The 21,277-nt window shown below is 47.6% G+C and carries 15 protein-coding genes and 1 riboswitch; of the genes, 12 read left to right on the top strand and 3 right to left on the bottom strand.

Annotation, left to right across the window (positions count from 1 at the left end; all coding sequences use genetic code 11):
• Positions 1-822 precede the first annotated feature (822 nt).
• From ACSR9A_RS24660 to ACSR9A_RS24635, 6 genes are all read left to right on the top strand, one after another.
• A complete protein-coding gene (locus tag ACSR9A_RS24660; RefSeq protein WP_473760293.1) occupies positions 823-1,644 on the top strand; it encodes a hypothetical protein in 822 nt (273 codons plus the stop codon).
• Positions 1,595-5,257, top strand: coding sequence for a hypothetical protein (locus tag ACSR9A_RS24655; protein WP_473760291.1), 3,663 nt, complete (start codon positions 1,595-1,597; stop codon positions 5,255-5,257). The genes ACSR9A_RS24660 and ACSR9A_RS24655 overlap by 50 nt, the downstream gene beginning before the upstream one ends.
• Positions 5,258-5,273: 16 nt before the next feature.
• A complete protein-coding gene (locus ACSR9A_RS24650) occupies positions 5,274-5,762 on the top strand; it encodes a hypothetical protein (protein ID WP_473760288.1) in 489 nt (162 codons plus the stop codon).
• A gap of 424 nt (positions 5,763-6,186) precedes the next feature.
• Complete coding sequence (locus tag ACSR9A_RS24645; protein ID WP_473760286.1) at positions 6,187-6,558, top strand: hypothetical protein; 372 nt, start codon at positions 6,187-6,189, stop codon at positions 6,556-6,558.
• 116 nt (positions 6,559-6,674) lie between these two features.
• Positions 6,675-7,052, top strand: a complete 378-nt coding sequence (locus ACSR9A_RS24640) for a 1,4-dihydroxy-6-naphthoate synthase (protein ID WP_473760284.1) — start codon at positions 6,675-6,677, stop codon at positions 7,050-7,052.
• A 153-nt stretch (positions 7,053-7,205) separates the two neighbouring features.
• Positions 7,206-8,111 (top strand): ATP-grasp domain-containing protein, encoded by a 906-nt coding sequence (locus ACSR9A_RS24635; RefSeq protein WP_473760283.1) that lies wholly within the window; start codon positions 7,206-7,208, stop codon positions 8,109-8,111.
• A 127-nt stretch (positions 8,112-8,238) separates the two neighbouring features.
• On the opposite strand, the gene ACSR9A_RS24630 is transcribed toward ACSR9A_RS24635, so the two are convergent.
• The gene (locus tag ACSR9A_RS24630; protein ID WP_473760281.1) at positions 8,239-9,000 is read right to left on the bottom strand and encodes a tryptophan-rich sensory protein; all 762 of its coding nucleotides are present in this window, start codon (positions 8,998-9,000) and stop codon (positions 8,239-8,241) included.
• Positions 9,001-9,142: 142 nt separating this feature from the next.
• Here ACSR9A_RS24630 and ACSR9A_RS24625 point away from each other — a divergent pair, with 142 nt between their 5' ends.
• From ACSR9A_RS24625 to thiC, 3 genes are all read left to right on the top strand, one after another.
• The gene (locus tag ACSR9A_RS24625; protein ID WP_473760278.1) at positions 9,143-9,439 is read left to right on the top strand and encodes a hypothetical protein; all 297 of its coding nucleotides are present in this window, start codon (positions 9,143-9,145) and stop codon (positions 9,437-9,439) included.
• Between the two features lie 88 nt (positions 9,440-9,527).
• On the top strand, positions 9,528-10,697 hold the full coding sequence (locus ACSR9A_RS24620; RefSeq protein ID WP_473760276.1) for a glycosyltransferase family 4 protein: 1,170 nt from the start codon (positions 9,528-9,530) through the stop codon (positions 10,695-10,697).
• A gap of 34 nt (positions 10,698-10,731) precedes the next feature.
• Positions 10,732-10,837: riboswitch (TPP riboswitch) on the top strand.
• A 285-nt stretch (positions 10,838-11,122) separates the two neighbouring features.
• Positions 11,123-12,892, top strand: a complete 1,770-nt coding sequence (thiC, locus tag ACSR9A_RS24615; protein ID WP_473760274.1) for a phosphomethylpyrimidine synthase ThiC — start codon at positions 11,123-11,125, stop codon at positions 12,890-12,892.
• Between the two features lie 12 nt (positions 12,893-12,904).
• Here the strand turns inward: thiC and ACSR9A_RS24610 are convergent, their stop codons facing one another.
• Both ACSR9A_RS24610 and ACSR9A_RS24605 read right to left on the bottom strand, forming a co-directional pair.
• The gene (locus tag ACSR9A_RS24610; RefSeq protein WP_473760272.1) at positions 12,905-13,477 is read right to left on the bottom strand and encodes an NAD(P)H-dependent oxidoreductase; all 573 of its coding nucleotides are present in this window, start codon (positions 13,475-13,477) and stop codon (positions 12,905-12,907) included.
• A gap of 63 nt (positions 13,478-13,540) precedes the next feature.
• The gene (locus tag ACSR9A_RS24605; protein WP_473760270.1) at positions 13,541-14,122 is read right to left on the bottom strand and encodes a TetR/AcrR family transcriptional regulator; all 582 of its coding nucleotides are present in this window, start codon (positions 14,120-14,122) and stop codon (positions 13,541-13,543) included.
• 199 nt (positions 14,123-14,321) lie between these two features.
• Here ACSR9A_RS24605 and ACSR9A_RS24600 point away from each other — a divergent pair, with 199 nt between their 5' ends.
• The 3 genes from ACSR9A_RS24600 to ACSR9A_RS24590 all read left to right on the top strand — a co-directional run.
• Positions 14,322-15,368: a FecCD family ABC transporter permease gene (locus tag ACSR9A_RS24600; RefSeq protein ID WP_473760269.1), complete on the top strand. Its 1,047-nt coding sequence runs from the start codon at positions 14,322-14,324 to the stop codon at positions 15,366-15,368.
• Between the two features lie 2 nt (positions 15,369-15,370).
• Positions 15,371-16,405, top strand: coding sequence for a FecCD family ABC transporter permease (locus ACSR9A_RS24595; RefSeq protein ID WP_473760267.1), 1,035 nt, complete (start codon positions 15,371-15,373; stop codon positions 16,403-16,405).
• 272 nt (positions 16,406-16,677) lie between these two features.
• Positions 16,678-21,277, top strand: a 4,600-nt coding sequence (locus ACSR9A_RS24590; protein WP_473760265.1) for a hypothetical protein, incomplete at its 3' end; no start/stop codon positions are given.

Here is a 21,277-nt window from a genome sequence, read left to right as displayed (position 1 = left end):
TTGTCCCAAACAGTGTGCCACAACCCGCATCACAAAGCAATAGGTTCGATTCGCGACCTTTTAATAGGTTGGGAAACAGGAAGGGGCGATTAACCGATTATTTTTCTTTATTATGCTTTATCTAGCACATGGATACTTGGTGAACAAGCCATAGTTCGAGATGTTCCGTCCTTTTTTGGAGGACACAGATTCCGCTATTCCGGTATTTTCTACGATTTCAGGCCGTAAGCGGACAGGAGATCCGTTATCACCCTCAATATCTCGTCAAAATGGCTTTTGGCATCGTATTAGCGGCTCCTGAGTCCGCAGCCTGTCCTAAACCCGTGATTCTGTTGAAATAGCTGCCGCTGTGTCCACCAAGCCTGTTTTTGTACGGGGCGTAAACCTTTGAGCCGAAAAATCTAAAGCTGTCTTTCAGTACTCAGGTACACTTTGCATGAAGGCAGACATTCCCGAGAGCAGTGCTAATAGGTTTGGCGCTAATTTGAGCAACATCTGGCTCGATTACGTTTGCACACACGCCCTAGCCTGCATTTTAAAGATCTGGTTGGAAAATAATTTTGTTAGTTCCCATTTCCTACCCTTGAATTCAAGGTGCTACTAAGCCAATTCTATAATATTCCAAAGTTATATAATATTCAATTTGAATAATCTGTGTAGCGTAGTGTAGGCGGGAAATCAGTAGAGGTACCTGCTAAAAAGTCAAAAGAAGGGTAGTTTCAGAAATAATTCAGAAAAATACTATGGAAAAATTTTAATGAAAATTATATCATAAACTGTAAATTTTAAATTCTTGATTTTGTAAATAGGGGAGTCAACTAGATGGCATTAAATTCAGTCAGACCAGCAGCGGTATCAGCGATTGGCCCAATTATTAAATCGGCAGTAAGCAGCACTCCAACTGCAAAATCAACCTCCAGCAGTTCAAGCACGCAATCCTCAGCTAAAACTACGCCAGCGCCCGCAGCGCAGCCGCCTGCCAAAAGCACGCCAGCCCCACAGACGCCCGTCAAAACTGCGCCAGCACCAGCATCTCAAGCAGCTGCTAATCAGCAAATTATAAAAGCGAAGGCAGATTATGATGCAGCTGCAGCCCGAGGAGATAAGGCGGGTATGCAGGCCGCACATCAGCAGGCAGAGACTGCCCGGGCTAATGGGGGAACCATTGGAGCGGACAAGACACTGGAACAAGCGCGTGCAACGCAGCCTGCTGCACCAGCTTCTCCAACTCCACCAAAGGGTATAGCCTCCTCGTCGCCAAATGCTTCAACTTCTTCTTCATCAACTACTAAAGGAACAACTACACCAAATACGGCTGTTAGTCAGCAAAGCTTGAATGCAGAATTAGAGAAAAATAAGCAAATGTGGTGGGATGCCAAGTTTAAAGGCGACCAGGCTGGGATGGACAAGGCGGCTCAGGCAGGTGAGGAGCTGCGCAAAAAAGGTGCAGTAGAAACAGAAAGCAGCAAGCAACTGGACACAAAAAACACCGCCATTTTAAAAGAACAGAAGCAAACGGGTTTGAACCAAGAACTGGAAAGGACGAAAATTGATTGGTGGAATGCATCTGCAACTGGCGATCAGGCAGCAATGGATGCGGCAAAAAAAGAAAGGCGATCAATTGCGTGCCGACGGAGCGATTGAAACAGAGGCGGCTAAGAAGAGAGATCAGGATGAGCTGAATCGGCTGTTGCTTCAAACAAAGAAGAATTGGTGGGAAGCGCGGTTAATCGATAATAAAGATGGGATGCAGGCAGCGGAGGACCGAGGCTCCGTATTAAGGAAAATGGGCGCAGTCGATACCGCAGAAACGCAAAAGCTTGATACTGAGTATTTGTTAAAGCTACAGCAAAAGCAGGACGTTAATCGGCTGGCTGAGCAAAATCAGAACAATGCCCAATTGAAAATGTGGAAAGAAAAATGGTGGTTGGGGAGATTAAATGACAATCAGGCGGAAATGGACGAGGCTTCCAAGCAAGGCGAGCGGCTGCGAGCTAAAGGTGCAGTAGAAACAGATGAATCGCGAGCCATAGACGCGAAATATAGCCCTTTGCTAGCGAAAAAGCTGGAAAATGAAGGCCTTCTGCTTCAAGCCAAGAAGGATTGGTGGGCGGGTACCCTAAATCTGGATAATACGAAGAAAGATAACGCGGCCAAAACGGCCAGCAGCTTGCGCAGTCAGGCGTATGTGAACGATCAAACGCCGGAGATGCAAAAGCTTGATACGCAGAACAGGCTATTTTTGAATGCTAAAATCAGTTATTACAACCAAGTTGTAAATATGAATGAAGCGGGAAAAAGCTCTGAGCTGGCGGCTATGAAACAGGCGAGACTGAACGGGGCAAGCTTAAACGAATCCGTGGTCTATGGTTTGGACAAGATTAATGAACAGTTAATTGGCAATAAAAAAGAATATTGGCAGAAGCGGGCGCAATATGATGCAGAAGGAGCTAGTATTGTAAAAGGCCAGGAGGCAAATATTCGGAAAGAGCATAAAGATTTCGCTACAATGCTCGTAACAAACAGTCAAACCGAATTTGACACGCTGGCAAACGCTATTATTTATAACAAGAAGCTGCGCTGGGATGTTTATGCAACACTGAATCAGAACGAGGTTTCTCAAATCCAATCACGAGATGCAGCTATTGGTAACGACATACGCCGTATGAATGCAGCAATGGGAAACGTTTTTACTAAAACGAAGCTGGATGAAGTGAATGAGCAATTAATAGCGCTTCGCAAGGAGTACTGGACTAATGTCGATCAATATCAATTATCTGCTGCCGACACCAAGGCTAAAGAATGGTCAAAGCTGGTAGCCAGCCATTCCGGCATGGAGGGGCTGTTGAAGTCTAGTAAACAGGACGCTAACAATTGGACCTTTAACGAAACGCGGAATCAGATGAACGCAGCGCTTAAGAACGGAGAGCATGAGGATGCCATCCACTATATCCGTTCCATGCAGCAGCAGATAGAGGCAACAGGAACAGACTTGTCCATTCGCCGATCTGGAACCGTATCCCAGCAGTCGGCGAATAACTTAATGGTTTACATTAAGGAGCAGGAATGGAGCAACTTGCTTGAGCTGCGAACCGATGAAGGCGGTAGGCTGCAAAAAGCGAAGGCAGCAGTCAAATACAATCTGGGCATTGATGTCGATGATCCAAAAATAACGCAGCTGGATCAAAAGAACTTTTTGATTTTGTCAGCGAAAAGAGATTATTGGCAAGGCGTAGCAAAGCTATCCACTTCGGATATGCAGCAGGCGATCGGAGCAATGAACAGTGCGGCGGCGAGTCCCTATGCTTCCTTGAAAGCGGGTGTAGATACGCCGTATGACCGATTATATCGGGATGCAATCGAGCTGGATCTACTCAAGTGGAGTGGTAAAGGGAATGTTGCGCTGGAAGCAAGTTTTGAGCAGAAAAATAAGCAGTTGCAGTCTGCTATTAATCAGGCCAACAGCTATACGAAAACTTTTATGGCGGCGACAGGCCAAGCTTTTACGGTACAGCGACTCGATTCTGGCACGATGCTTGATCAAGAGCTGGGGCGGTTGTATGAATTGAAAAAGCAGAAGTGGGAAGGTATCGCTTCTGGAAACATGCCCAGTATGCGATTGCTTATTACTGTGGAGCAGAATAAAGTAAAGTCAATTGAGTCAATCTTGCAGACGACTAATGGTCGAATCGCCCAGGATTTAAAGCTGCCTGCATTCGCCTTAGATGCTGCCAATGAGCGCGTATTGGAGCAACGTAATGCGATTAATCAGGCGATTCAAGATGGTGATCGGGAACGAGCTAGTAAGTTGTTAACGATGGGGCAGGATTGGGTTAAAGAAGGGGCAACACTGGATATTAGGAAGCTCGTGCCTGATCTGGGCAGCATCGATTGGGATGGCCCATCGGAGGCTGATCATTTTAATGAACAAGTAGCGTCTATTATAGCCTCGACGAATGCGAAGTTCAGCTCAGAGGATATTAAATCCCTTCAGCAGTCGCTGACGAAAATGAACATCTATGACGGTGCGGTGACAGGGGTGCACGACAAAAAAACCTTTGTGTCGGTATATGCCTATCAGAAGCTGCTGGAAAGTGACGCGCGTGCGGCGATGTGGGAGAAGCAAGGAACTTTGTTAGGCCGAGATGGGGTCGTCACAGAGGGGCTTATTAAATTCGCGATGACTGATGTAAGCCTAGGCAGATTCAATTCACCTAATGCCAATCAGCAAGCCATGAAAAATACGGTCATGCTGATAGGGATAGGAGATGGAGTGGTATCTCAACTCGCGAGCGATGGTATGGACATGCTGAATGCCGCGGCAGCCTTTAATCCATTAACCACAAAGTTTTGGAAAGAAACGGTGCCTAGTTTCACTTCGCTTGTTATGGGAATAGGCAACGGTACAATTACAGCGGGCAGCTTATTTGAAGGATTAAAAGAGAGTGTGAAGCAGGAGTTCGTTGAGCCGTTTCAGTATATAAAGAACAACTACAATAAAGTAGTAAATTTGCAAGCGAGCTATGAAGAGAACCGAGAATTTGGTAAAAATGTGGCGAAGGCGATTATGGTCGTGGGAGCAGCCATCTCGCTCGGAGCAGGAGTCGCTAAGCTGGCATCAAAGCTTCCTCCAAAGCTGGTAGAGGGTATTGAAGGAGCGGTGGGGAAAACTGTAGCAGATGCGGAGAAGCTGGAGAGTAAGGTTGTTGCAGTGACTGGGGATTTTAAACCTTATACTGTTGAGATGAGAAAACATATTATTGTGCCAGAGGATGGATTTCAAGCTTTCCTAGAGAGGAAATATATTGATATCAGAAAATCAGGTATTGACGATATTACAAATGTAGCAAAGAATACAGGATTGACTGAAGGTCAAATTTTAAAAATGAAAAAGCATTTGTTCTTAGACACAAAACCGTTATCTGTACAGGGTAAACCATACGAAGAATTATATTTTCAAGCTGATCCAGATATTGCATATGCATGGCAGTTGGCTCAAAAAGGCGAACTTAATGATGCGCAAAAATCTTGGTTTAGGGAACTCGCGAATCATGAATTAAAGGAAAAAGAATTAATGGATGGAGGTATGCCTTTAAGAGATCCATCTACATGGAACGGGCACGGATATGATGAAAATCCAGGAAAAAATGCACATGATAAAGCAAATTTAACTGATAAACAACCAGTTAGTGAATTCCCAGATTATGATCAATACAAAGAGTACAAACAAAATCATAATAAAGAAATATACTATTAAATCTTGAGGTGAAAAGATGTACCTAGATAAAGCAGTGTCGAGAATTAATGATATTGATTGGGATAAAGTTGGTACGATTGTTTCATATGAAGATGCAGATTTGGGTCTTGAGTTTTTAAGGAGATTGGCATTATTTTATAAAAATGAGTGCATAAATCCAGAACCGCCTAAGTTTTCTAATGTAGCAGAATTACTTGGTGATACTGAAAATGAAGTGCTAATTTCGATGTACTGCAATTCAAGGGTTTCAGAGTTTGTTTCTAGCTATCAATATATAAAAAAAATATTTGAGTTTCATATACAATTATCAATATACGGTGATAAAAACCCGAAATATACTGAGTATTTAAATGTATATGAACCATTGATCAGAATCTTTGAAAGAGGTGGTTTTTTTGTTCTCAGACCACAAGAATTAGAGATACAGAGCGTAATGTATATACCATTAAATGGGTGGTATGATAGGTTTGTATCAACTGAACCCTATGCCATAGATAAATTGTAATTACCCTAAATTAAGAATTCAATATCCCTGAAGGATTAACAATTAGGGAATGAGGGGCAGCCCAATGCCGAATAAACTCATCATCCAACCAATAACACATCAAGTCCATCTAATACCTCTATAAAGATTTATCGATTTCGTTTATACGTACAGAAATGCTCGAAAAGTATAACCTGATTAATGCTTTAACGATACATCAATCAGGTCAATTGTGGTCAGATACTACCACGATTGACCTGTTTTTTATGTTCACTTTCTTACAGTTACACTGCCCTACTAGAAAGGAGTAAATAGCAATAAATCGTATCTTCTAGGATAGGTATTTCTTGCCCAATAAGACGTAAGCCTAGGCAGATTCAATTCACCTAATGCCAATCAGCAAGCTACGAAAAATACGGTCATGCTTATTGGAGTCGGAGATGGAGTGGTATCTCAACTCGCCAGCGATGGCATGGATATGCTGAATGCCGCGGCAGTTTTTAATCCATTAACCACAAAGTTTTGGAAAGAAACGGTGCCTAGTTTCACTTCGTTTGTTATGGGAATAGGCGACGGTACAATTACAGCGGGCAGCTTATTTGAAGGATTAAAAGAGAGTGTGAAGCAGGAGTTCGTTGAGCCGTTTCAGTATATAAAGAACAACTACAATAAAGTAGTGGGTTTGCTAGCGAGTTATGAAGAGAGCCGAGAATTCGGTAAAAATGTGGCGAAGGCGATTATGGTCGTGGGAGCAGCGATCTCGCTCGGAGCAGGAGCTGCCAAGCTGGTATCGAAGCTTCCTCCCATACAGGTATAAGAAATTAAAGGAGCGGTGGGGAGATCAGCAGCAAATACGGAGAAGCAAGAGAATAAGGTTATTGAGGGGACGGGAAAGGAGCTTTTACCCCGATTAAATAATGCGAGGTGCTTCAAGTGGAATCTCAATATGATTTGTTTACAAAGATATTTTTGGATACCGATAAGGAGAAAACATCAGTCGTAGAGACAGTTTCAATGATCGTTAAGGGTTTGGTTACAGGTTCGACAGTTGTAACGGAACAAGCTGAAATATTTATTTTTAATAATGGTGATTTCTTTGATGAGAAAAGAAACCAAGGAAGTGATGAATTTTTATATTATAGATACTATCTCGATATAGAATCAATTGAAGATGTTGAAGAAAAGGTTTATATTGCAGGAATTTCAAAATTGTTGACAAAACTATGGGACTCTGGATTCAAAGCGATAGCCTCATGTGACTTTGAAGATGAACTTCCAAGAAAAGGCGGTTATAATTTTAAAGAGCGTTAAGATTTTAGGTTTGCGTGAGGGGAACTATTGTAGGGTTTGCATCGTAACAGCAGGGTCGTACAATACAATCAACAAAGCCACATTCGGTAAGGCAAGGAAGCAGAATTTATTTATATTGATATTGGTAATATCTTTGAAATTTGGAGGTTAATAATGCGGATCATATACTGTGCTGACCCTATGAATCCTAAAAAAGTAGATTCTGACTATGAAAAAGAGTATGAGGTTGCGAAACAAATAGGGTTTGATGTTAGTTTAATAAATTTTGAAGAGTTACAATCTAATCATGCAGCGAAAGCTACTAAGCACATATCAAGCCAAGAACAAAAAGAGAAAGCATTATATCGTGGATGGATGATGACGGGGGAGGTTTATTTTCAGCTGTATAATCATTTAAAAACTAAAAATATTGAATTGATAAATACTATAGATGAATATAATTTTTGTCATTATACCCCTAATTCATATGAGGTTATTAAGGAGATTACACCTTTAACGGTTTGGTTGCACCAATCAGAAATAGAGGACTCATTAGACAAGGTTTTAGATGCTGTTGAAGTATTTGGACAGGGACCCATTATTCTGAAAGACTATGTGAAATCACGTAAACATGATTGGAACGAAGCTTGTTATATCCCCGATGCTTCAAATACAAAAAAAATATTACAAGTAGTAAAGAAATTTGTACAATTGCAAGCTGACGAGTTGAATGAAGGGCTTGTGTTTAAGGAATTCGTAAATTTAGAATTTTTATCCTACCATCCGCAAAGTGGGGCACCATTGTCAAAGGAATTTAGAATTTTCTTCTTGGAAGGTAAGCCTTTAATAACGCTGGAATATTGGGACGAGGGAATATATGATGAAAATATACCAGATCTAACTCCCTTTATAGAAATTGCGAAGAAAATAAACAGTCACTTTTTCACAATGGATATAGCAAAAGTTGAGAATGGCTCATGGGTCATTCTTGAATTGGGAGATGGGCAAGTATCAGGCCTGCCCGATAACGCAGACCTTATAAGTTTCTATAATAAAATTAAATTAGCAAATATTCATTAGGCCAAATTTGTGAATTGCTTTTCAAATATAGAGATGAGAATGATCCAATGCAACCAAGGAAGCTGCATTGGATCATTCTCATCTCAAACAGGCAAGCTATTTTCTTTCCCCTCACTTCACTCCACCACTACCCACGAAGCCTCCGCAGCTTCAACACCAGCAAAAGCACAATAAACAACGCGAGCACAATCGTAACAGCGAGCGTGCTGAATACGATGGCTTCCTGTCCCTGCTGCTTGACGATGATGGCGATGAACGCCCAGACGAAGACGGCGGCGAAAGCGGCATCGCGGTAGCACCAGCCCATGATTAAGGCGAGCAAGGTAGCGACTGCCAGCAAAATAATCGTCCAAGCCGTCTCGGACAGCCCAAAGCCCTGCCAGCCCGATTTGTACAGCGCAGAAGTAATATTGACGATGGTCGCGACGCTAATCCAGCCGAGATAGAGACTGAAGGGCAGCAATATGAAAAAGCGTTCGCCCGTCGTTGCCGTCTGCCAGCCGAGCGTTCTGACGCGCGTATAGATGGCGATCAGCGTGATGAGCAGCGCGAGCATAATAAATACGCTGGCGTACACCTTCTCGTATTGCCAAGCAAAAATCCAAGTCGCATTAAACAGGCAGCTAACGAAAAACAAGATGCCTATCTGTGCGGGCAGCCTGCTTGCTCTGCCTGAGGGCAGAAAGGAATAAATAACAAATATGGCAAGCAGCAAATAAATCAGGCTCCAGATGGAGAAGGCATAGCCAGCGGGCATGAACAAAATCGGGTATTGCGCCGCAAGCTGGGCAGTCGTTTTGCCTCCAAGCGGCAGGGTAACGGCGAGTGCATTGACGACAATGACGATCAACAGTCCAAAAGCGTTAAGCCAGCGATAGGCAGCGTTCATTATATTTTTCTCCTCTCCTTGAGCATCTCTATTGTCTTATTCACCATGTCAGGCTTTTATTTCACTCCATCTCGTTTATTTCTTGCACAAAAAGCTCAAGCTTCATGTAGGAAAGCGCAAAAGAGAAGGGGTATTTGCTTAAATGACCATAACTGTCTCCATCACACTTATACTTGCTGCTTGCTGTCTGGCAGCAGGCTGGATTGGCAACCGCAGCCGGAAGGCGCAGCTTGTTATGGATGCGCTGGCAGCCATTTTGCTTTTTACGACGTTTATTTCCATTGCTTCGGCGATAACGAGAACGATGCTGAAGGGCACCGTGTTTATGACCGAAATTCATGCGGTGCTGCTTAATCCTGTTTTTATTATAGGAGGGGCTTATTTGGCTATCTATACACCTGCGCGAATGGCTTTGAATGTCCTTCGGCCGTCCAGCTAGCAGCAAACTAGTGGCAATGTGCGAGAGCAGCGCGTATGCTATCGCAATTATATTGCCATTTTAATGCGCAAGGAGGCAGTTGCACGAAATGACGCTTGCCAAAGTGGCGTTTGTTACGCCAGGGTCATTTCCGATCCCATCCGCGAAAAGCAGCTCGGTCGAGCGGGTAGTCGAAAAATTCGTTCCACTTCTGAAAAATCGGATTCATCCCCGCATTTACGGCAGGACGACAAAAGGACTGAAAGGCAACGGGCTAGTGGGCGGCGTCGACTGCGTCAGATTCCCAGCGGTGAACAAAGCAAGCTATATTGCCGCTGTTGGACGTTCCCTAGCTGCCTACAAGCCGCATGTTATTCAGGTGGAGAATCGTCCCCATAACGTGCTTGCCCTTAAGAAAAAGCTGCCGGCCGCCCGGATTTGGCTGAGCCTGCATTCCTCTACTTTCCTAAGTCCCGGGCATATCTCACCGGCCAGGCTGCACCAAAGCCTGCAAGCGGCCGATCGCATTATTGTAAATAGCGAGTTTCTGCGCCGCGTCGTTGCGACGAGGGCGCCTGAATCGGCAGCGAAAATACGAGTCGTCTATCCCGGCGTAGAGACGGAGCTTTTTCCGTCGCGGTTTACCGAGGAAGGGCGACAGAAGCGGGAGCGGCAGCGGCAGGCGAAAAAGCTGGTGGGCCGCGAGGTCGTTATTTTTCTCGGCAGGCTCATTCCACTGAAAGGCGCTCACCATCTGCTGCATATTATGCCTGAGCTGGTAAAAAAACATCCTAATATGCTTGCTGTCATCGTTGGCAGTCCGTTCTATGGCTCACATCGCTCCACCGCTTATTCCCGCAAGCTCCAGCAGCTCGGCCGCGCTTACCCCAATCATGTACGCTTCGTTCCTTATGTGCCTTATACCGAAGTGCCGGGCTGGTTTTTAGCCGCAGATATGGCAATCGTACCTTCCGGACAGCGTGAAGCTTTCGGGCTTGTTAATGTCGAAGCGATGGCGACGGGCCTTCCAGTAGTGGCCACACGGGCGGGAGGCATGAAGGAAATTGTACGGGACGGCGTCACTGGCTATTTGATATCGCAGCAAAATCTGGAAAATGAGCTGAAAGCCAAGCTGCATGCTTTACTCGAAAGCTCCGAGCTTAGGGCGAGTATGGGGAAGAAGAGCCGCGAGCGGGTGGAGCGGAATTTTACTTGGCAGCATACGGGTCGCAGCTGGATGAATGTGCTAAATGAACGAAAACTGTTTGATTCGAATTGACAACCAGTATATGGGAGCGGTATAGTCTAACAAGGAAATCCACTAGGGGCGCCTTCATGGCTGAGATAAAGCGAATGAGCTTTGGTCCCTTTGAACCTGATCTGGGTTATGCCAGCGTAGGAAAGTGGGAAAGTGAGTTCATCGCGAGCAGCTTCTTTTTGCTTTTTTAGCATGGGGGAAGCTCTGCCATTCGCGTATGTTTGCACATTCTGCCGCTTCTTCGCCGGAGCGGTTTTTTTGTTGCCCTCTGGTTGAAAAAGCAGGCAAGCGGAGCGCCTTTTGGCGTCTTCGTTTGTGGGGCGTCGTCATCCCGCCTAATGGAATGAAAGCAAAGGAACAGGCGCCTAGCGCTGCATTTTCCAACTGAATATACGTTTAAAGGCCTCCTGGTGGAATTTCATAATGCCATGGGAGGTTTTTTGCATATGACGATTTTTATGAATCCGCTGCCGGGTAGCAGCAAAGTGTACGAATCGGGAGCAAGACTGGATATTTGGGTGCCAATGCGCGAAATTGAGCTGGAGGCAAGCACAGGCAGAAACGGAGAAAAAATACCGAATGCGCCGATCCGTGTGTATGACGCGAGTGGGCCGTATACCGATACCGCATATGAGGCGGATGTTTATAAAGGGCTGCCACATGTAAGGGGAGACTGGACCCAAGGGCGAGGAGATGTGGAGCGGTATGACGGACGCACGATAAGGCCAGAGGATAACGGCTTCATGACGGCTGAGAAGGCGAGCGAGCGCGGAGCGGAGCTTTTTCCAATAACGACGCGGCCGCTGCGGGCGGCAAAAGGACATAACGTCACCCAGCTTCATTATGCGCGCCGAGGAATCATCACGCATGAAATGGAATTTATTGCGATAAGAGAAGGGATGGACCCTGAATTTGTCCGCTCGGAGATTGCGCTTGGGCGTGCGATCATACCAGCCAATATTAATCATCCCGAGATCGAGCCCATGATTATTGGTCGGCAATTTCATGTGAAAATTAATGCCAATATTGGCAATTCCGCAGTAGCTTCTTCTATTGAGGAAGAGGTGGAGAAGATGACATGGGCGACGCGCTGGGGCGCGGATACGATTATGGACTTGTCCACAGGGAAAAATATTCATACAACGCGCGAATGGATTATTCGCAATTCTCCGGTACCGGTCGGCACGGTGCCGATTTATCAGGCGCTGGAGAAGGTTAATGGCAAAGCGGAGGATCTGTGCTGGGACGTATTTCGCGATACGCTTATAGAGCAGGCGGAGCAGGGGGTTGATTATTTTACGATCCATGCAGGCGTATTGCTTCGCTACATTCCGCTCACAGCCAAGCGGGTGACGGGCATCGTATCGCGTGGCGGCTCCATTATGGCGGCATGGTGCCTGGCCCATCATCAGGAAAATTTTTTATATACGCATTTTGAGGAGATTTGCGAAATTATGAAGGCTTACGATGTGTCTTTCTCTCTAGGAGATGGTCTGCGTCCGGGCTCGATAGCCGATGCCAACGATGCCGCGCAGTTTGCCGAGCTGGATACGCTGGGCGAGCTGACGAAAATCGCCTGGAAGCATGATGTCCAGGTGATGATCGAAGGACCGGGGCATGTGCCCATGCATCTGATTAAGGAAAATATGGACCGCCAGCTCGAGGTATGCGATGAAGCGCCTTTTTATACGCTGGGGCCACTGACAACTGATATTGCACCAGGCTATGACCATATAACATCCGCTATTGGCGCTGCCATGATCGGTTGGTTTGGCACTGCGATGCTCTGTTATGTGACGCCGAAGGAGCATCTTGGGCTTCCAAATAAGGAGGATGTGAAGGAGGGGGTTATTACGTATAAAATAGCTGCCCACGCTGCCGACTTGGCCAAGGGTCATCCAAGGGCCCGCCTGCGGGACGATGCGCTGTCGAAAGCGCGCTTCGAGTTCCGCTGGCGCGACCAGTTCCACTTGTCGCTGGATCCTGAGCGCGCCATGGCGTACCACGATGAGACGCTGCCGGCGGAGGCCGCCAAGTCGGCCCATTTCTGCTCGATGTGCGGTCCTAAATTTTGCAGCATGCGTATTACGCAAGATATTAGAGAGTACGCGGAGCGGAGTGGGCTGGAGACGACTGAGGCCATTGAAGCAGGGATGAAGGAGAAGTCCGAAGCATTCAAGGCATCGGGAAGCAAAATATATGTTAGCGGAACATAAAATGATAGTTGCTTAGGCGTACCGTTCTCCGAGCTGCTTCACCTTGGAAAGCCAGCTTTGCCTTTTTGCGAGCGATGATTTTCTGACCTCGCACAGCGTAGTGAAGCGGACGGATTTGACGCCGCAAAATTGCAGAATGTTGATTTTCATCATTTTGTGGCCAGCCATGCCTTGGAAAAAACGATAATACCAGCCCGGTGCGTCCATCGTGACGATGAGCCGGGCAGTTTTTCCTTTGAGCAGCTGCTCAGGAAGCGCCTTTCCTTTCACATATTTATAAGCAAAGCCGGGCAGAAAGACGCGATCAATAAAGCCTTTAAGCAAAGCGGGAGGCCCGCCCCACCAGGTTGGATATACAAAAACAAGATGATCGGCCCATTTGATATGCGCCTGCGCGTCCTGCAAATCCTGCTCCAGTGGTTCCTTATTGCTGTAGCCACCGGTCAGGACGGGGTTGAAGTCGAGCTGGGACAAATGAATAGTGCGGACCTCGGCGCCAGCGGCTCCTTCGGCATAAGCGGCAGCCAGCGCCTCGCTATAGCTTCCTTCAACGGGATTGCTTTGAATAATTAATATTTTTTTCATCGTTTTGAAACACTCCTCTTATTTTAGTTAACAAACACTAACTAATTGATCAAAAAGAAAAGGTCACGAATGACCAATTAAAGCTAATAGATGCCGTTTAATCTGCTCAGCGTCCGGCGCAAGCTGGGAGGGAAGATCGCCATGCATGCTGGATACAGCAAGCTGGGTTATAATGCCGATCACCATAACAGCCGACAGGCGGGCATTTTGCTCTGGAAGCTCCCCGCGCTCAATACCCTGCTCTATAAAATCAATTAATGCATCTAGTGGCTGTCTAAGCTGCCCTTCCATCCTCGCTGTATAAAACAGCTCATGCTGCTGGGCAAGTAGCAGCAATCCGTACTGGTCCTCATCGTGCATTTGCAGTACCTCATCGATTAATTGCCTAAACCGGCTGGCGCTGCTTCCGTCCTTCTGCACGTAATAATCGATTAAAGCGGTGTAGCTGGCACAATCCTGCTCAAAGATTTCCAAGGCAACGGCGTCCTTGCTTTTAAAATGCTTGTAAATCGCCGCATCGGTAACCCCGGCAGCATGCCCGATTTCTTTGACGGAAACGCCGTCAACGCCCTTCGTGGCAAATAGCAGCATCGCCGCCTGCAAAATATCCTTTTTTTTACTATCGGCATGTGATTTTTTATTCATGTTTGTATTGTAAGTGAACACTAACTAAAATGCAAGGGGCAATCAATTTATATTTAACCCTCGAAACGGTAGCTTTGCCACCAGAGGATGGCGGTAGCCGTTTACGCTTGAATAAACAAACAAACTTTGGTATATTTGAAAACGAGAATCGTTATCATGATACCATTTTGTTTGGTGTGAAGGGAAAGGTAGCTGCATCATGTCGTTGAAACAGGAGCAAAAACAGGAATTAAAGCAGATGAGGCAGCGTTCAAGGCCGCTAGTAGCGACCATCATTCTTATCGTTGGCACAGCCGCTGTATTATTTGGCCTTGCTTTATCTATTTCGGTCGGAGCGGCTAAAATTAGCTTATCCACGGTCTGGACTGCCGTTTTTAATTTTAATCCGGATATTACCCAGCATCAGATTATTCAAGAGCTGAGAATGCCAAGGGCGCTTGCAGCTGCACTTATAGGGGCTGCCTTCGCGGTATCAGGCTCCGTTATGCAGGGGATGACCCGAAATCCACTGGCCGATCCGAGCTTGCTCGGGCTTAATGCGGGCGCAGGCTTTGCGCTGGCGCTTTGCTTTGCTTTTTTCCGCGGCATGTCGCATTTGGAAATTATGATTATTTGTTTCTTTGGAGCGGCGCTTGCCGCAGGTATCGTCTATGGTATCGGCTCGCTCGCCAAGGGCGGCTTGACGCCTGTCCGGCTGACGCTTGCGGGCGCAGCTATTAGTACATTGTTCATGAGCCTGTCGGAAGGGATTCAAATTCACTTTCAAATTGGACAGGATATTGCATTTTGGTATGCAGGCGGCATTGCCGGTACAAAATGGTCGCAAATTGGCATTGTTGCCCCTTGGATTATCGGCGGCATCTTGGCAGCCATTGCGATTTCACGCTCCATATCCTTGCTCAGTCTAGGTGATGATGTGGCGGTGTCCCTCGGTCAGCGTACGAAGCTGACGAAGACGATCGGCATTATTGTCACGCTCATTTTGGCCGGTGCATCGGTATCCGTTGTCGGAGCGGTCGGCTTTATCGGACTAATTGTTCCCCATGTGGCCCGTTATTTGGTTGGCGTGGATTATCGCTGGATTATTCCTTGTTCCGCCGTGCTTGGTGCGCTTTTGCTCATCGTAGCTGATATTGTAGCGCGTACGATTAATAGCCCTTATGAGACGCCGGTTGGCGCTCTAATTGCTATTATTGGTGTTCCGTTCTTCCTTTATCTTGCGGTTAAGCAAAGGGGGAACTTATAGTTATGAGCACCGCTACTTTAATTTCAAAAAGCGAGCAGCAAAGAACAAGGCGAGCTATAATAGTCATGTCCATTATGGGCGTTCTTATTGTTACAGCTTTTGTGATTAGTATGAATACAGGATTTATTAAGCTTACTCCACTTGATGTGTTCAAAACGTTATTCGGATATGGAACACCGAAGCAGGATCTGATTTTATTTGATTTCCGCTTGCCTCGTATCGTTATTTCCGTATTGATCGGTGCGGGCTTTGCTGTTTCCGGCTGTGTGATGCAGGGTTTGTTCCGTAATCCGCTGGCCGATCCGGGCTTGCTCGGCATTAATGCTGGAGCAGGACTAATGGTTATTTTGTATGTCTCCTTTTTCCGTGATAATCAGATGGCGTCGCCATTTGTCATGCCGATGCTTGCATTCTGCGGGGCTGGACTTACTGCCTTGCTGATTTATACATTATCTTATAAACGTTATCACGGGCTGCTGCCTACGCGGATGATTTTGGTCGGTGTTGCGGTGCAAGCCGGAATTAGTGCGCTTGTTATAGTACTCAGCCTAGCACTTGATCCGAATGACTTTCAATTCGTTCAAATTTGGTTGGCTGGAAATATATGGGGTACGAACTGGAAGTTTGTACAAGCAGCCCTTCCATGGATATTAATTTTGATTCCATACGTGATGTACAAATCTCGTACAATGAACGTTTTGAACCTTGGCGAACAAATGGCAACGGGACTCGGGTCGCCGGTTGAGAAGGACCGGATGAAGCTGCTTGCAGCAGCGGTAGGTCTGGCTGCAACGTGCGTGGCCGTTGGCGGTGGCATTTCCTTTGTTGGGCTGATCGGTCCGCATTTGGCTCGTCGTCTTGTTGGACCGACGCATCAAATACTCGTTCCAGCTTCCGCGATGGCAGGAGCATTGCTCGTCATTGTGTCCGATACGCTGGCCCGCTGGGCGTTCCAGCCTTCGGAAATCCCGACGGGTATCGTAATCGCCGTCATTGGCGCTCCGTATTTTCTTTACTTGCTCTCCCGTTCCAAATAGGCTGTGGCAGCACCATTTATTATTGTTTTATGAGGTCTTTCGAAGCGCTTTGCGCTTTCGGAAGGCCTTTTTTCTATATAGGAGTGGAATGGATGTTATTGCGTTAAAGTGGAGCGTCCTATTGTGTTTTTGGGCTTTTGCCCCATTCTTTTACTTTACGGGGATTGTTAGTCCGTCATACTTCTGCCTGTCAGCCCGCAAGATCAAGTAACGAGCCCATAGGTTTGTGCATATATTGCCTAAGACAAATCAGGTGGAAGAAGGAGAGGGCAATGGCGAAAAGCAGAAAAACAGGAAGCTCGAGAAGAAAAAGGCCGCTTTTTTACGTTGATAATCCGAATGCTTCTGAATTGAAATGGCTCGATGATTTAAATAGCAAAAAGGCGCAAGCTCAAGCAACCCAGAAACTGGAAGAATCAAAGCCGGCAAATGCAGGGCAGGCGAAGACGGTTAGCATTAATGCGATTGCGGCGCCGGAAGCTTCATTCAGCATTGACCAGCTGCAAGCTGAAGAAGGAGAGCTACTGCCAAGCGAGGCTGATGCAGAACTGCAAGGTATTCAATTGGTTGGGAAGCAAGGATCGTCGCCAATTTTTAAGCAAGAGGCGCCATCAGTGGATGTGCAGGAGGAACTGCTGCTGGATGTAGACCAGCCAGTTGAGCTTGCATTTGCCAGCGACCATCAAGAGATTGTTGAGCTGAGTCATGGAGAGAATACTGAACTGAGCCAAGAAGAGAATACTGTACTGAGTCATGAAGAGAAGCTGGCGCTGGTAGCAGAGAAACAAAATCCTGAGCTTGGCGGGCCAAATCCATTTATTTATACCGACGATTTAGTGGATGGTTCGGTTACCGGCGACAAAATTGCGCCAGCTTCTATTGATTCCACAAAGCTATGTGCGGGAAGCGTCGATGGAACAGCTGTGCAGGATTATGCGATTGAAGCTATTCACATTGCTAGGGGAGCTGTATCCGGCAGCAAAATCGCACCAGAAGCGATAATATCGGAACATCTGGCCAACAATGCTATCGCAGGAACAAAGCTGGCAGATGGCTCCGTAACAGGAGAGAAGCTGCAAAATAACAGCATTTCTTCCGAGAAGCTCGCAGATCGTACGATCGGTTCCGACAAATTTGCCGACGGCTCGATTGAAGCGAGGCATTTGAAACGGATGTTAGTAACGGAAGAATTGCTTGGACAACAGTCCGTCACCGCTAGCAAAATCAAAAGCGGAGCTGTCCGTCCCGAGCACCTTTCGAATGATGCAGTAAACAATTCCAAGCTCGCCGATGGAGCTGTAACCCGCTCCAAGCTGCGCGATGGTTCTGTGCATACGGAGAAGCTAGCCCCAGAGTCCGTCGATTCCGTGCATATTAAACCTGGGGTATTGCTCGCCGATCATGTTGCCGTCGGAGTAATATCGGGAAAGCATTTGGCCCCAGGCGAAATAAGCGCCCAGCATCTGGAAGTAGGCGCGGTCGGAGCAAGGGAATTGCAGCCGAACGCAGTAGACGCCGAGCGTCTAGCAAGCGGAGCGGTATCCAGCGCTCATTTGCAGGCGGGGGCCGTTCTGGGGCCAAATATCTCACCGCGCCAAATCGAAAGCGGTCATCTCGTTGATCAAGCCGTAACAGCCTCCAAGCTGATGGATCAGTCCGTATCAACAATCAAGCTGGTTGATCATGCGGTTACCGTTTCCAAGCTTTCGGAGCAAAGTGTAACCGCGGCAAAGCTCGCCGATGATGCGGTGCAATCCAGACATTTGAGCCGTCTCAGCATAACATCTGAGAAAGTAGCGGACGGACAAATACACAATCGTCATTTGGCGGTAAATACCGTATCTGGCGTCCAACTGCGGGAAGAGGCGGTTGGTACGGAGCATTTGCGCAGCAGCTCCGTTACAGATGAGAAAATTGCGCCGGGAGCGATTCGGGTGCAGCATTTGACAGATGCGGCTGTTGGCAGCAGACAGCTTGCGGAACAAAGCGTCACTTCGGCAAAGCTGGCTGCTGGAGCTGTATCTGCTGCGCATCTTGCAGATAATTCGGTAGATACGAAGCAATTGCGCGATGAAGCGATTACGTTTCACAAAATCGCGCCGGAAGCGCTGCGGGCGTACCATTTTGCAAATGGAGCTGTTACGGGAGAGGCCGTGTCGCCTGAAGCGATAAATTCCAATCATTTACAACCGCATATTATTCATGAGAAGCATGTTGTAGATGATGCGATTACAACTCGAATGCTCCATGATGGCGCCGTGACGAGCGCAAAGCTTGCTTATGAAGCTGTGACAGAAAGATATATTGCACCTGGCGTTGTATCTTCGCATCATTTGGCAGATCACAGTGTCAATTCACTCAAGCTTTCCCCGGAAGCGGTGACGTCGGATAAGCTCGCAGATTACAGTGTAACGGGAGCAAAGCTTGCTGAATCAAGTGTGACGGGAACTAAGCTTGCCCCAGGAACCATTCAAGGCGAGCACATCGCTCCAGCTGTTATTGAAGGCATTCACATTCAGCTAGGCTCGCTTAAGAAAGAGCATCTGCAAAGTGGGATTATTGTGGCCTCCCATTTGCAGCCTGGAGCGGTTGGAAGTGAGCAGGTTGCTGACTTGGCGATTCACTCTGCTAAATTAGCGCAGGATGCTATACAGCCGAAGCATATTGCGGGAGAAGCGATTCACAGCCGTCATTTATCCAATGGGTCGGTGTTGGGTATTCACGTACAGGAAGGCAGCATCCGCGATGTTCATTTAGCGGAAGGTGCTGTGACGGCGTCAAATCTGGCGGAAGCAAGCGTTGCAAGCGAGCATATTCAGAAGGGGGCAATTGGCAGTGCAGCGCTCCAGCAGCGTATTATCGGTACGGAGCATTTGCAAAGTCAAGCGGTAACATCTGAACAGCTGGCCCCGCTTTCTGTAGGAGAAAAGCATATTCAGCTGTATTGCATCGACGAGGGGCATTTAGCTATAAACAGCGTCGCTAGTGCTAATTTGCAGGATGGCAGTGTGACAGAGTTAAAGCTTGGAAAGGATTCCGTGTCTGGCGAGCATTTGCAACTAGAGACGATAGCTGGCAAGCATCTTCGGGCGGAAACGGTGCAGGGCTATCATATTCGTAAAAACTCGCTGTCTTTAGCGCATCTCACAGCCGATGTTATTACAGTTGACCGTGCTGAGGATGAGAGTATTTTTGGAAGCAAGCTGAAAAATGGCACAATCCGCACTGAGAAGCTGGCGGATGGCTGCATCACGACGGAAAAGCTGGGCGAGGCGAGCGTAACGTCATCGAAGCTAGCCTTTGCGAGCGTAAGCAGTGAGACGCTGGCGGAAGGAGCTGTGATCGCCGAGCATCTGACGGCACAGAGCGTAACGAGCGATAAGCTGGCAGATGGCAGTGTCACGACGGAAAAGCTCAGCGAGGCGAGCATAACAGCATCGAAGCTGGCCTTTGCGAGCGTAAGTAGTGAAGCTCTGGCGGAAGGAACCGTAATCGCCGAGCATCTGACGGCAATGAGCGTAACGAGCGATAAGCTGGCGATTGGCAGTGTCACGACGGAAAAGCTCGGCGAGGCGAGTGTAACGTCATCGAAGCTGGCCTTTGCGAGCGTAGGAAGTGAAGCTCTGGCGGAAGGAGCCGTGATCGCCGAGCATCTGACGGCAATGAGCGTAACGAGCGATAAGCTGGCGAATGGCAGTGTCACGACGGTAAAGCTCAGCGAGGCGAGCATAACGTCATCGAAGCTGGCCTTTGCGAGCGTAGGCAGTGAGGCGCTGGCGGAAGGAGCCGTGATAGCCGAGCATCTGACGGCAGAGAGCGTAACGAGCGATAAGCTGGCGAATGGCAGTGTCACGACGGAAAAGCTGGGCGAGGCGAGCATAACGTCATCGAAGCTGGCGTTTGCGAGTGTAAGTAGTGAAGCACTGGCGGAAGGAGCCGTGATAGCCGAGCATCTGACGGCAGAAAGCGTAACGAGCGATAAGCTGGCGAATGGCAGTGTCACGACAGAAAAGCTGAGCGAATCGAGTATAACGGCATCGAAGCTGGCATTTGCGAGCGTAGGCATTGAGGCACTGGCGGAAGGAGCCGTGATTGCTGAGCATCTGACGGCAGAGAGCGTGACGAGCGATAAGCTGGCGAATGGCGGTGTCACGACAGAAAAGCTGGGCGAATCGAGTGTAACGTCGTCGAAGCTGGCCTTTGCAAGTGTAGGCAGTGAAGCGCTAGCGGAAGGAGCCGTGATCACTGAGCATCTGACGGCAGAGAGCGTGACGAGCGATAAGCTAGCGGATGGCTGCATCACAGCGGAAAAGCTAGGCGAATCGAGTATAACGTCATCGAAGCTGGCATTTGCGAGCGTAGATGGTGAGGCGCTGGCGGGAGGAGCCGTGAAGGCGGAGCATTTAGCGACGGATAGCGTGACGAGCGATAAGCTGGCGAATAACAGTGTCACGACGGAAAAGCTTGGTGAATCGAGCATAACGTCGTCGAAGTTGGCTTTTGCGAGCGTAAGAAGTGAGGCGCTGGCGGAAGGAGCCGTGATTGCGGAACATCTGACGGCAGAGAGCGTGACGAGCGATAAGCTGGCGAATAACAGTGTCACGACGGAAAAGCTTGGTGAATCGAGCATAACGTCATCGAAGCTGGCCTTTGCAAGTGTAGGCAGTGAAGCGCTGGCGGAAGGAGCCGTAATTGCTGAACATCTGACGGCAGAGAGCGTGACGAGCGATAAGCTGGCGAATAACAGTGTCACGACGGAAAAGCTTGGTGAATCGAGCATAACGTCATCGAAGTTGGCTTTTGCGAGTGTAAGCAGTGAAGCGCTGGCGGAAGGAGCCGTAAAGGCGGAGCATCTGTCGACGGATAGCGTAA

The organism is Paenibacillus sp. R-74696 (genome assembly GCF_055814915.1).
This window is presented reverse-complemented; position numbering and strand designations above follow the sequence as displayed.